Genomic DNA, 12575 nt, shown 5'->3' on the forward strand with positions numbered 1-12575 from the left:
CCCACGCCTTCCCATTCCGAACAGGACCGTGAAACGCCTTAGCGCCGATGATAGTGCAGATACCTGTGTGAAAGTAGGACACCGCCAGACGCCCCATTCAGATGCCCTGACCTGATGGTCAGGGCATTGGTTTACCCGCCGAATGCCGGTAAACGACCAGTTTTTCTGGTGACCATAGCGAAGTAGTACCACGCCTTCCCATTCCGAACAGGACCGTGAAATACTTTAGCGCCGATGATAGTGCCCATTGCGGGTGTGAAAGTAGGACATTGCCAGAGCCCCATTAGCGCTGCGGAACATTCCGCGGCGCACAGAAAAGCCCAGACCCCGTGTCTGGGCTTTTTGCATGGCATTGGCGCTGCGGCAAGCGTGGCGGCAATGGTATCCTTGCCGCTTATCGTATGGTGTGCCGCGTGTCGTCGTGGCCGCAGCAAAGGAACCGCATGGCTTACCCGACTCCGCAGTTTGAAGAAAAAATCTGTCCCGCCGCGCAACTGGCCGCAAGGTTGGCCGCACTGCCGCGCCCGATCGTGTTTACCAATGGCTGTTTCGATATCCTGCACCGCGGCCATGTGACCTATCTGGCGCAGGCGCGCGCGCTCGGCGGTAGCCTGATCGTGGGGCTGAATAGCGATGCCTCGGTGAAGCGGCAGGGCAAGGGTGACGACCGCCCAATCAACAACGAGCTGAACCGCGCTGCGGTGCTGGCGGCACTGGAAAGCGTCAGCCTGGTGACCTGGTTCGACAGCGACACCCCGGCCGAGCTGATCGAATTGGTACAGCCGGATGTGCTGGTCAAGGGCGGCGACTGGACGGTGGACAAGATCGTCGGCAGCGCCGAAACGCTGGCCCGTGGCGGCGAGGTGCACTCCATTCCCTTCCTGTTCGATACCTCGACCACCGCCACCATCAAGAAAATCCGGACCGTGGACGGCCAATGAAAGACCTGGCGTTTTCGGTGTTGCGTACCCTGGCCGACGGCCGTTTCCACTCCGGTGAGGCGATGGCGCAGCAGCTCGGCTGTTCGCGCACCCTGGTGTGGCAGGCGGTGCACCATCTGGAGAACGAGTTCGGCCTGACCGTGTTCAGCGTGCGCGGCCAGGGTTACCGCCTGCCGGCGCCATTTTCGCTGCTGGAGGTGGCTGCGGTGCGCGCCGGGCTGGACGAGCGTGCGGCCAACGTGTTCACGCTGGCGCTGGCCGACGAGATCGACTCCTCCAATACCCAGCTCACCACGCGCGCTGCGCAGGGCGCGCCGCACGGCCTGGTGCTGGCGGCAGAGCGGCAGACCGCCGGTCGCGGTCGGCTGGGGCGGCGCTGGCAGATGCGGCTCGGTGCCGGGCTGACATTTTCCTTGCTGTGGCGCTTTGATCGCGGCCTGTCCGGTCTGGCCGGGCTATCGCTGGTGGTCGGCATTGCCATCGTGCGTGCCTTGCGCGAATTCGGCGTGCCGGTGGCGCTGAAATGGCCGAACGACGTGCTGCTCGACGGCCGCAAGCTGGCCGGTATCCTGATCGAATTGTCCGGCGATGCGCTGGGACCGGCGGCGGTGGTGATCGGCATCGGCCTCAATGTGGCGGCGCCGGGCGAGGTGGACCAGCCGGTGGCCAATCTCGCCGACGCCGGCTGCAAGGTTGGCCGCAATGCGCTGCTGGCGGCGCTGCTCAACCAGCTGGCACAGGTGCTGAGCCAGTTCGACAGTGACGGTTTTGCCGCCTTCCGCGACGAGTGGCACCAGCTGGCAGCCTTCATCGGCCAGCCGGTGCGCCTCAGCTTCAGTCATGGCGAGCCGGCCGATGGTGTTGCCGTCGGTGTCGACGACAGCGGGGCGTTGCTGGTCGACAGCGCGGCCGGCCGCCGCGTGTTTCACGTCGGCGAAGTCAGCCTGCGAGCGGCGCCATGAAGCTGCTGATCGATGCCGGCAACACCCGCGTCAAGTGGGCGCTGTGGGACGGCAGGCAGCTGCAGCAGCAGGGCGCGGTGGCGCACGCCGACATCGCCAGCCTGGCCGCACCGTGGGCGGCGCTGCCGCTGAGCGCGGTGCTGGCCGCCAGCGTGGCGCACGCCGCGGTGCGGCAGGCGATCGAGGCGGCTTCGCCGCTGCCGGTGCAGTGGCAGCGCGCGCAGGCGACGGCGTTGGGGGTACGCAATCACTACCGCAATGTGGCGGAGCAGGGCGCCGACCGCTGGCTGGCGGTGCTGGGCGCGCGCCAGCGCTATCCGGCTCAGGACGTGGTGATCGCCAGCGCCGGCACCGCGCTGACGGTGGAGGCGCTGACCGCCGAGGGCGACTATCTGGGCGGCCTGATCCTGCCCGGCTACCGGCTGATGCTGGCCAGCCTGGCGCAGAATACCGCCAATCTCGACCGGGCCGCCGGCCTGGCCTGCGCCTTCCCGCAGGGTACCGAGGATGCGCTGGCCTCCGGCACCATCGACGCGCTGTGCGGCGCCATCCAGCGCCTGCAGCAAAGGTTGGCCGCACACACTGGGCGGTCGCCGCTGCTGCTGCTCACCGGCGGCGATGCCGCTTTGTTGCAGCCGCACCTCCCGCCGGACACGCGGATGGTGGATAATCTCGTCATCTATGGATTAGCAAGCGTGGCAGACGGCTCATGAAGTGGTTTCTCGTAATCGTGGTGGTACTGAACGTGCTGGTCGGCCTCTATGGCGTGCTGAAGCAGAAACCGGTCGCCGACATCGGCGCGCAGGACATCAATGCGGCGCAGCTGACCATCCTGCCGGCCAGCTGGAGTCCGGCGTCTACACCGCTGGCACAGCCGGAAGCCAGCGCCGTCACCGCGCTGCCCGACAATCTCGACGCCAGCGTCGCTACCCCGGCGGCGGCACTGCCGGCAACCCTCGCCAGCCAGCCAGCCGTACAGAAGCCGGTCATGCCGAAGCCGGCGGCACCGCTCAAGACCGACACGCCGACCGTGGCCAAGGTTGAGCTCACGCCGGCGGCCAAACCGGTCGCGGCCGGGCAGTGCCTGGCGTGGGGCGCGCTGGACGCCAAGCAGTTGGCACGGGTGCAGGGCGGGCTGCCGGCGCTGAAGCTGGCCACCGCGCCGCAAAGCAGCGTCAAGGAAGAGGCGCGCGGCTCCGGCCGGGTGTGGGTGTTCTACCCGCCGCTGGCGACCAAGGCGGAAACGCAGACGCTGGTGGCGGAGCTGAAGGGCAAGGGTTTCGACAGCTACATCGTCAAGACCGAGGGCGAGTTCAGCGGCCACCTGTCGTTGGGCCTGTTCTCGAAAGAGGCGGCGGCGCAGGCACTGGTCACGCGGCTGAAGGCCGCCGGCTACGACAAGGCCAGGGTCGATGCCCGCAGCGAGCGCAGCCAGCTCACCACCCTCAGCTTCCGCGCGCTGGACGCGGCCCAGGCCGACAAGCTGCGTGCGCTGCAGCAGCGGCTGCTGCCCGGCATCCCGCTGCGCGCCTGCAGCTGATCGCGAACCCGAGGCAGACCGTGCGGTCTGCCTTTTTCTTTGGCCCGCCATGCATCGACAACACTTTTCCCGGCTGCTGGACCAGCGCGTCGCCACCCGCAGCCTGTACCGCGAGCCGCTGACCTGGTTGCTGGGCGGCGCGATGGCCTTCATCGCCGGCGCGCTCAATGCCGGCGGCTTTCTCGCGGTGCAGCGCTACACCTCGCACGTGTCCGGCGTGGTGTCGTCGATGGCGGACCACCTGGTGCTGGGCGACGTGTCGGCAACGTTGGCCGCACTGGCCGCGCTGCTGGCCTTCATCGCCGGCGCCGCCCACGCCGCGTGGCTGATCAACTGGGCGCGGCGGCAGCGCCTGCGCAGCGGCTACGGCGTGTCGCTGATCGAGGAGTCGCTGTTGCTGCTGCTGTTCGGCGTGTCCGGCGCCGCGCTGGCGATCGCGCCCGCGTTCTTCGCGCCGCCGATCGTGCTGCTGCTGTGCTTCATCATGGGCATGCACAACACCATCGTCACCAAGCTGTCCGGCGGCCTGCTGCGCTCCACCCACATGACCGGCATCGCCACCGACATCGGCATCGAGCTGGCTCGCGCCAGCTATTTCAACCGCGACCGCAGCAGCAAGGTGGCGCAGGTGCACGCCAACCGCGAACGGCTGCAGATCTACCTGCTGATCCTCGGCGCCTTCTTCGTCGGCGGCCTGGTCGGTGCGCTCGGCTTCAGCTACCTCGGCTACGGCTTCAGCGTGCCGCTGGCGCTGTTCCTGTTCGTGCTCGGACTGCGCCCGCTGTGGTACGACCTGCGTCTGCGCTGGCGCTGGTGGCGCCATAGCCGCAGCGCCGTGCCGCGTGAAAAGACATGAAACCGTCATCGAAGTGACATGGTTTCGTGATCTGGCTGTCACGGGACTGCCTTAAGGTAGGCGCGGTCAACAAACGCATGCCGCCACGAGGTTTATCATGTCCGACAGCTACAAATACAAACAATACGGTGTCGATGACACCTCCAACACCTGTGCCAACCCGGCGTTGTCCGAGGTGCTGGAAGCCCGCTTCTCCCGCCGCAGCCTGCTGCAGGGCACCGGTGCCCTCGGTGTGGCCGGCGTGCTGTCGGGCAGTTTCGCCACCCTGGCCGAAGCCGCCAGCGTGCCGTTCGCCAAGAAGACGCCGCTGCTGGGCTTCAAGTCCATCCCGTTCTCCAGTGACGACCGCGTGGTGGTGCCGGAAGGCTACAGCGCCGACGTGCTGTACGCCTGGGGCGACCCGGTCGGCATCAAGGGCAATATGCCGGCGTTCAAGCAGGACGCGTCCAACAGCGCCGCCGAGCAGGCGGTACAGGCCGGCATGCACCACGACGGCATGAGCTACTTCCCGCTGCCGCTGGCCGCGACCGGCTCCAAGCACGGCCTGCTGGCGATGAACCACGAATACACCGACGACGGCCTGCTGCACGTCGACGGCATGAAAAAATGGAATGCCGACAAGGTGCTGAAATCGCAGCACGCGCACGGCGTGTCGGTGATCGAGGTGGAAGACACCGGCAAGGGCTGGCGCGTGGTACGGCCGTCGAAGTACGCGCGCCGCATCCATGCCAATACCCCGATCGCGATCAGCGGCCCGGCGCGCGGCCACAAGCTGATGCAGACCGAGGCCGACCCGCAGGGCGTGGAAATCCTCGGCACGCTGAACAACTGCGCCAACGGCCAGACGCCGTGGGGCACCTACCTCACCTGCGAAGAGAACTGGGACGGCTACTTCGTCAACGACTCCGGCACCCTGTCCGCCAACGAGAAGCGCTACGGCATCAACAACAAGGGCGCCGGCTACAACTGGGCGGTGGAAGACTTCCGCTTCGACCTGCAGCTGAACCCGAACGAAGCCAACCGCTTCGGCTGGGTAGTGGAGATCGACCCTTTCGACGCCAGCGCCAAGCCGGTGAAGCACACCGCGCTCGGCCGCTTCAAGCATGAAGGCGCCACCGTCACCATCGCGCCGTCCGGCCACGCCGTGGTGTACATGGGCGACGACCAGCGCTTCGAATACATCTACAAGTTCGTATCCAGGAACAAGTACAACGCCAAGAACCGCAAGGCCAATATGGGCCTGCTGTCGGAAGGCACGCTGTACGTGGCGCGCTTCAATGCCGACGGCGCCGGCGAATGGCTGCCGCTGGTGCACGGCCAGAACGGGCTGACCGCCGAGAACGGCTTTGCCGACCAGGGCGAAGTGGTGATCATGGCGCGCCTGGCCGCCGACAAGGTTGGCGCCACCAAGATGGACCGTCCGGAATGGATTGCGGTCGATCCGCGTCGTCCGGGCAGTGTGTACTGCACGCTGACCAACAACAGCGACCGCGGCAAGGACGGCAAGCCGGGGGCCGATGCGGCCAACCCGCGCAATGGCAACCTGTTCGGCCACATCATGCACTGGCAGGAAAACGGCAGCGATGCCGCCGCCCTGGGCTTCAAGTGGGACATCTTCGTGCTGGCCGGCCGCCCCGACGCCGCCAAGGCAGAACACGTCGGCAACATCAAGGGCGACGCCTTCGGCAGCCCGGACGGCCTGAAATTCGACCACAACGGCGTACTGTGGGTACAGACCGACGTGTCCACCTCCACGGTGAACATGAAGGAGTACCAGGACATGGGCAATAACCAGATGGTGGCGGTGGTGCCGGAAACCGGCGAATTCCGCCGCTTCCTGGTCGGCCCGAAAGGCTGCGAGATCACCGGCCTCGCGTTCACCCCGGACATGAAGACCATGTTCGTCAACATCCAGCACCCGGGCGAGCCGGATTCCGAGCGCAACGACCCGGCCAAGCCGACCGCGATCTCGCGCTGGCCGGACGGCGCCAACGCCGGCCGCCCGCGTGCCGGCACGGTGGTGGTGCGCAAGCTGAACGGCGGCGTGATCGGCAGCTAAACCGCTGGCACCGCAGCGAAGGACAACAGCCCCGCGACTGCGGGGCTGTTTTTTTGCGGCCAACGTTGGCCGCAGTGCTGTCGGCGAGGTGTCATCCCCGTCAGCCTGCCCGCCAGGCGCGGGGCGTTCAGTCCGGCAGCGGCGGGCAACGCACGCCGTCCGGCTGGCTGCGCGCGGAGGTGTCCGGATGGCTGGCAAACCAGCTGCCGGGGCTGTTTTCGTCGTCGGTGGTCTGCGGGTGGGTGGCGGCTTCGATGCGTTGCAGGCTGTAACCCAGCAGGCAGGGTGACAGGCCGTGTGCCCGCAGGCGGGCGTAGGCAAAGCGGTCGGCTTCGCGCTCGTGGGCGCGCGAATAGTCGGCATTGGCCAGCGAGACCGGCAGCACCAGCAGCTCGTCATTGCGCTGGATCAGCGCCAGCAACTGGTCGGTGACGACGATCGTGCCGCCGGGCAGGGCAAAGGCATTGGGGCCGATGACTGCCGCGTCGCGCAGCAGCAGGCGGTAGCGGTAGCGGCTGTCGGGCAGCAGCACCTGCAGTTGTTGCTGCAGCCGCGCACGCCGCGCACGCCGTGCCTCGCCGTGGCGGCTGGGGCCGATGGCACCGCTCTGGTCCAGCCACTGCAGGGTGCTGTCCGCCAGCGCCTGCTCTACCGCTACCGGCACCAGCGGCGCCAGCGCCCCGGCGGCCAGCGGCAGCAGATGGCGATAGCCCAGCCACAGGGCTGCGATGGCCAGCAGCGCCAGCCCGGCCAGCGCGCGCCAGCTTTGTTGCAGCCAGTGGCCGCTGCGGTCGCCCCAGGACAGCCCGCCGATCAGGCGGCGGATGGCGATGCGGTCGGCCACCTCCAGCGTGCCGCCATCCGGCAGCTGCACGGTGTCCGGCAGATCGGCGACGCCGGCTTCCAGCCGGATATCGGCCAGGCGATAACGGTATTGCCGGCCATCGCGCAGCAGCAGCAGCTCGTCGTCGATGCGGCCAACGTTGGCCGCCTGCGCCTGCGGCGTTTTGCCGTCGCGCCATAAGGCCTTGATCGTCACCATCCCAGATCCAGCGCCATCAGCTCGGCCAGTTCGTCGCCACGGGCGTCGTCCTGCCGGTTAAGCGGGGTATGCAGCGGCAGTGCCGACAGGTCGCTGCTGCTGAGCAGGGACAGCGACTGCAGCTGAAGGCGGAGGGTACGGATGCGTATCCACGGCCAGGCCAGGCCCAGGCTGAGCAACAGGGCCAGCGTATTGGAAAAGTGCAGCCCCAGCATCTGGCGGGTGGGCAGCGACCAGACCAGGCGTGCTTCCAGTGTCGCCAGCTGCAGCGTAGTGTGGTTGATCAGCACGCGGCTGATCGCCATGCGCGCATAGCCCAGTGTGGCCATCGTCCACAGCGCCGCCAGCATACTGAAGAAGACGATGTCCAGTTGCGTCAGCGCCGCCCGGCCAAACTGCACGGCAATGCCGTGTGCGAAACCGCTGAGCGTGGCCACCTGCCAGATGATCCCTCCGATAATGCCGGCTCCCAGCAGATAGCAGATTGCGGCCAACGTGCTCCCCAGCGCCGCGCGATAGAGCGCGCCGGCGCAGGGCTGCAGCTGCAGCCTGGCCTGCCCCAGCGTGCTGTGTCCGGCGATAAACCGCTGCTTGATCTGCGTCGCCCACGGCCACGCCAGACCGAGGCTCAGGATCAGTAGCGCCCAGCTTTTGGCAAAGGCTTTATAGCTGTCGGCGCTGCTGCCGCTAAAACGGAAGCGCATCTGGTTCCAGCTGGTGTTGGCCAGCCGGAAACGCAGCGCCTGCACCCCCAGCCACGGTGCGGCGGCAATGGCGAGCAGCGCGATGGCCGCGTGCAGCAGCGGCAGGCTTTCGGAAAACGTCCACGCCGCCAGCGCCAGCAGCATGATGAGGCGGCCTTTCAGGATGGCGATCGGCTTGCCGTGGTAATCAAAGCGCCCGCCATCCAGCGTGGTGTGGCCGAGCAGGTATTTCTGGGTGCGGACTTTCGCCCACGCCGAGTAAATCCCCAGCGTGACGATGGTGAGCACCACATTGACCAGCCACAGCCGGTAGTACGCGCGCGTGGTGGCGGTGAAGGCAAACGGCAGCACGTATTTGCCGCCTGGCGGGGCCGGATGATGATCGCGTTGATTCATTGAGAACGTCTCTCGCTAAGTAGTTAATTCCACGGCAAAACTTGCTCTGTCTCCAGACACGCGGCACACTGCGCGCTGCGCACCGCGGGGTGCGCCAGCCTCAAACCGTCGGCTGTACAGATGGACGGTAATCGTCGTGGCGCGTCGCCGCGGCGTGCTCTTCTTGCGGAGCGAACATGTCTGACGATCAAATCAAGGGCGACGGCGCCATTCGCCGCCAGAGCCTGTACGGCTCCTCCATCGAAAATACCTACGCCGGCGTGCTGTCCTTCATGCGCCGCAACTACACGCGCAACCTCGACGGCGTCGATGTGGCGGTGTCCGGCATTCCGCTGGACCTGTCGGTGACCTACCGCTCCGGCGCGCGCCAGGGGCCGCAGGCGATCCGTGCCGCCAGCGTGCAGCTGGCCGAGCTGAAGCCCTACCCGTGGGGCTTCGACCCGTTCGACGACCTGGCGGTGATCGACTACGGCGACTGCTGGTTCGACGCGCACAACCCGCTGACCATCAAGCCGTCCATCATCGAACACGCGCGCACCATCCTCGCCTCCGGCGCCAAGATGCTGACCTTCGGCGGCGACCACTTCGTCACCTACCCGCTGTTGATCGCGCACGCCGAGAAGTACGGTAAGCCATTGGCATTATTGCACTTCGACGCGCACTGCGATACCTGGCCCGACGACGAGCCGGATTCGCTCAACCACGGCACCATGTTCTACAAGGCGGTGAAGGAAGGTCTGATCGATCCGGCCAAGTCGGTACAGGTCGGCATCCGCACCTGGAACGACGATTTCATGGGCCTCAACGTGCTGGGCGCGCCGTGGGTGCACGACAACGGCGTCGATGCCACCATCGCCGAGATCAAGAAAACCATCGGCGATGCACCGGTGTACGTCACCTTCGACATCGACTGTCTCGACCCGGCGTTTGCACCGGGCACCGGCACCCCGGTACCGGGCGGTCTCACCACCGCGCAGGCGCTGAAGATCATCCGCAACCTGGGCGACCTCAACATCGTCGGCATGGACGTGGTGGAAGTGGCGCCGAGCTACGACCAGAGCGAAATCACCGCCATCGCCGCCGCGCACATCGCCTGTGACATGCTGTGCCTGCTGCGCAACAAGAAGGTGGCCGGCACGCTGTAAGCCGTCCGCCTGCGGCCAACGTTGGCCGCAAACAAAAACCGCGCCGTGTGCAGACAGGGCGCGGTTTTTTCATGGGGAGCCGGTTCAGTGTGGGACGAGCAACAGCAGCAACAGCAGGCTTTCGCACAGCTCGATGCCGGCGCCGAGGCAGTCGCCGGTCATGCCGCCCAGTTTCTTTTTTAGGTACGCCCACCACCACAGCCCGGCCAGCGGTGCCAGCAGCAGCGCCGGCGCCAGCCACCACGAGGCCACGGCCAGCAGAGCGGCGCTCAGCCAGAACGATGGCCAGTGCGTGCGCCAGGCAAAGCGTTCGCCGCTGCCGGCAGCGAGGCTGGGCAGCGTTGCCGACCATGCCACGGTAAACAGCCGTGCCCACGCCGGCACCAGCAGCAGCGGTGCAAGGTTGGCCGCAAGCCCGGACAGGTAGCCCGGGTAAGCCGCAGGCGCATCCGGGAAATAAAGCGCACCTTGGGAAACCCCCGCCTCCGCCAGTGCAAACTTGACTACCAGCATCAGCAGCACCAGCTTGGCGATCAGCTGCATCGCCATGCTCATCACGCCGAAGCTGCCCAGGTGCGGGTCTTTCAGTACTTCCAGGAAGCGCTCGCGCGAACGGTGCGCCGCGCCCTGCGCATCGGCGAGGTCGGCGAGACCGTCCAGATGCAGGCCGCCGGTGACCCACAGCCAGGCCAGCAGGCCCAGCAGCGCGCCCAGCCACGGGTCGAGCAGGCTGCCGGCCAGCACCGCCAGCCACACCACGGCGCCGACCAGCAGCCCGACCGGCGCAAACCAGCGCGCGGCGTCGGCCAGCCACGCCGGGTCGAAGGTTTTCAGCTGCGGCGTGGGCAGGCGGGTGAGGAACTGCACGGCGAGGATCAGTGAGCGCATGGTCGGGTCGCAGAGGGGTGACAGGGGCTGTTGTGGATAACTTCCGGAAATGGGCGTGGCTGTGGATAACTTAGTTGCCGCCGTGATCCGGCGCTTCCAGCCGCGTGAGGTAGGCCGGATGGCCCTCCAGCATCGACAGCTGCGCGAAGCCGCCGCGCTGCACCGCCATCAGCCGTGCCACGTTGAAGTCGGTGCCCAGCAGCTCGGCCAGCAGCACGTTGATCACGCCGCCGTGGCTGACCAGCACGCGGTGGCTGCCGCGCGCCTGCTGCATCCAGTCGGCAAAGCCGGTCAGCACCCGGGTGCGGAACGCATCGAACGATTCGCCGCCCTCCGGCGTCAGCAGTCCGCGCGCCAGCAGTGTCTGCCAGTCCGGCGTGGTGGCGGCGATGTCGGCCAGCGGCCGGTTTTCCCAAGCGCCGAAGTGGCACTCGGCCAGCAGCGGTGCCACCTGTAGCGGCACGCCGCAGGCCAGTGCCTGTTGCACCGCGAATTCGCGACAGCGCAAGAGCGGCGAGGTGGCCATGCTGGTCACCGGCGCGTGACGCACGATGCGCTGCCAGCTGGCGGCCATGTCGGCGGCGCCGCGCTCGGTCAGCGGCAGGTCGGTGTGACCGATCAGCCGCCCCTGATGGTCGATGTCGCCGTGGCGCAGCAGGGTGAGGGTGTAGGGGTTCATGCCGGCTCCGATTTGCCGGCGACGCCGGCCTCGGCAAAGGTGGCCATGCCGGCGTGCAGTGCGATCGCCTGTTGCAGCAGCGGGATCACTGTCGCCGCGCCGGAGCCTTCGCCGAGGCGGAAACCGAGGTCGAGCAGCGGCGTCAGCCCCAGGGCCGTCAGCGCCAGCTGGTGGCCGGTTTCCTGCGAGCAGTGGCTGGCCAGCAGCCATGGTGCGATGTCGGCATCGATGGCCTGTGCCGCCAGCGCGGCGGCGGTGCTGATGAAACCATCCAGCAGCAACGGCACGCCCTGCGCCGCGCCTTCCAGATAGAAGCCGGCGATGGCGGCGATTTCCAGGCCGCCCAGTTCGGCCAGCAACGCGCGGCCGTCCAGCTTGGCCGCCGCCACGCGCGCCAGCGCGTCGGCCACCACCTGCCGCTTCAGCGCCAGGCCGGCGTCGTCGACACCGGTGCCGCGCCCGACGATGCTGTCCACACTGTGGCCAGTCAGGCGGCAGATCAGCGCCGCTGACGGCGTGGTGTTGCCGATGCCCATGTCGCCGGCGATCAGCAGCGTCGCGCCGCTGGCGATGGCACGCCGTGCCGCGTCGCGGCCAACGGCTAGCGCCTGCTGCACTTCGTCGGCGCTCATCGCCGCCTCGCGGCGGATATTGCCGCTGCCGGCGCGCACCCTGGCGTGCACGACGGGCAGGCCGTCAAGCTTGGCCGCGACGCCGGCGTCGACCACCTCCAGCCGCGCCTGGTTGACGCGCGCCAGCACGCTGATCGCCGCGCCGCCGTGCACGAAGTTGGCCACCATCGCGCCGGTCACTTCCTGTGGATAGGCCGACACCCCCTCGGCGCAGACGCCGTGGTCGCCGGCAAACACGGTGATCGCCGGCGACAGCGGCAGCGGCACCTCGCGCCCCTGCAGCGCGGCCAGCCGGCAGGCCAGGCTCTCCAGCTGGCCGAGGCTGCCGGCGGGTTTGGTCAGTTGCTGCTGGCGGGCCTGGGCGGCGGCGAGGGCGGACAGATCGGGGGGAGGAATGCGCGACATGATGGCTCCTGATACGAATGGGGCAGACCTTACGGCAGCGGCGGCCGTGCTGGCAACCGTCTTGAGCGGGAATAAGCAAATTGCCGCGGCGACGGGCGGGCGGCGGCGGGGACGGGTATAATCCTGCCCCTGCAGGTGTCCGGCCCGTCAACGACGAGCCGGGTGAAACGGGAAGCCGGTGCAAGTCCGGCGCTGCCCCCGCAACGGTAAGGCCTGATCGCGCGCCGCGCGATCCAGGAGCAACAATCGCCACTGTCCATCAGGACGGGAAGGCGTTGCCCCGCAAGGCCGAGCCCGGAGACCGGCCTGCAACGTGCCCGTGCGGC

General features: G+C 67.7%; 12 protein-coding genes, 2 rRNA genes and 1 riboswitch. Of the genes, 9 read left to right on the plus strand and 5 right to left on the minus strand.

Annotated features, from left to right (window positions below; all coding sequences use genetic code 11):
- From rrf (C8E02_RS17845) to C8E02_RS15500, 8 genes are all read left to right on the plus strand, one after another.
- Positions 1-90: ribosomal RNA gene (gene rrf, locus C8E02_RS17845) — 5S ribosomal RNA — on the plus strand; the annotation flags it as partial.
- A gap of 74 nt (positions 91-164) precedes the next feature.
- Positions 165-278 (plus strand): 5S ribosomal RNA (rrf, locus tag C8E02_RS15470).
- A gap of 165 nt (positions 279-443) precedes the next feature.
- Positions 444-941: a D-glycero-beta-D-manno-heptose 1-phosphate adenylyltransferase gene (gene rfaE2, locus C8E02_RS15475; RefSeq protein WP_120812569.1), complete on the plus strand. Its 498-nt coding sequence runs from the start codon at positions 444-446 to the stop codon at positions 939-941.
- On the plus strand, positions 938-1903 hold the full coding sequence (locus C8E02_RS15480; RefSeq protein ID WP_120812238.1) for a biotin--[acetyl-CoA-carboxylase] ligase: 966 nt from the start codon (positions 938-940) through the stop codon (positions 1901-1903). The genes rfaE2 and C8E02_RS15480 overlap by 4 nt, the downstream gene beginning before the upstream one ends.
- Positions 1900-2616, plus strand: coding sequence for a type III pantothenate kinase (locus C8E02_RS15485; RefSeq protein ID WP_120812241.1), 717 nt, complete (start codon positions 1900-1902; stop codon positions 2614-2616). The genes C8E02_RS15480 and C8E02_RS15485 overlap by 4 nt, the downstream gene beginning before the upstream one ends.
- Positions 2613-3443, plus strand: a complete 831-nt coding sequence (locus C8E02_RS15490) for an SPOR domain-containing protein (protein WP_120812245.1) — start codon at positions 2613-2615, stop codon at positions 3441-3443. Before C8E02_RS15485 ends, C8E02_RS15490 begins: the two co-directional genes overlap by 4 nt.
- A gap of 49 nt (positions 3444-3492) precedes the next feature.
- Positions 3493-4299, plus strand: coding sequence for a YoaK family protein (locus C8E02_RS15495; RefSeq protein ID WP_120812248.1), 807 nt, complete (start codon positions 3493-3495; stop codon positions 4297-4299).
- Between the two features lie 97 nt (positions 4300-4396).
- A complete protein-coding gene (locus tag C8E02_RS15500) occupies positions 4397-6358 on the plus strand; it encodes a PhoX family protein (RefSeq protein WP_120812251.1) in 1962 nt (653 codons plus the stop codon).
- 127 nt (positions 6359-6485) lie between these two features.
- Here the strand turns inward: C8E02_RS15500 and C8E02_RS15505 are convergent, their stop codons facing one another.
- Together C8E02_RS15505 and C8E02_RS15510 are read right to left on the minus strand one after the other, a co-directional pair.
- Positions 6486-7400, minus strand: a complete 915-nt coding sequence (locus tag C8E02_RS15505; protein ID WP_120812253.1) for a M48 family metallopeptidase — start codon at positions 7398-7400, stop codon at positions 6486-6488.
- Positions 7394-8500 carry a YjgN family protein gene (locus C8E02_RS15510; RefSeq protein WP_120812256.1) on the minus strand — a complete coding sequence of 369 codons (1107 nt, stop codon included), beginning with the start codon at positions 8498-8500 and terminating at the stop codon, positions 7394-7396. Before C8E02_RS15510 ends, C8E02_RS15505 begins: the two co-directional genes overlap by 7 nt.
- 176 nt (positions 8501-8676) lie before the next feature.
- Here C8E02_RS15510 and speB point away from each other — a divergent pair, with 176 nt between their 5' ends.
- Positions 8677-9645, plus strand: a complete 969-nt coding sequence (speB, locus tag C8E02_RS15515) for an agmatinase (RefSeq protein WP_120812258.1) — start codon at positions 8677-8679, stop codon at positions 9643-9645.
- A gap of 84 nt (positions 9646-9729) precedes the next feature.
- On the opposite strand, the gene C8E02_RS15520 is transcribed toward speB, so the two are convergent.
- From C8E02_RS15520 to cobT, 3 genes are all read right to left on the minus strand, one after another.
- A complete protein-coding gene (locus C8E02_RS15520; RefSeq protein WP_120812261.1) occupies positions 9730-10533 on the minus strand; it encodes an adenosylcobinamide-GDP ribazoletransferase in 804 nt (267 codons plus the stop codon).
- A 70-nt stretch (positions 10534-10603) separates the two neighbouring features.
- Positions 10604-11212, minus strand: a complete 609-nt coding sequence (locus tag C8E02_RS15525; protein ID WP_120812263.1) for a histidine phosphatase family protein — start codon at positions 11210-11212, stop codon at positions 10604-10606.
- Complete coding sequence (cobT, locus tag C8E02_RS15530) at positions 11209-12249, minus strand: nicotinate-nucleotide--dimethylbenzimidazole phosphoribosyltransferase (protein ID WP_120812266.1); 1041 nt, start codon at positions 12247-12249, stop codon at positions 11209-11211. Before cobT ends, C8E02_RS15525 begins: the two co-directional genes overlap by 4 nt.
- 116 nt (positions 12250-12365) lie before the next feature.
- Positions 12366-12573: riboswitch (cobalamin riboswitch) on the plus strand.
- The last annotated feature ends 2 nt before the right edge of the window (positions 12574-12575 follow it).

It is taken from the genome of Vogesella indigofera (assembly GCF_003633895.1).
GTDB lineage: Bacteria > Pseudomonadota > Gammaproteobacteria > Burkholderiales > Chromobacteriaceae > Vogesella > Vogesella indigofera.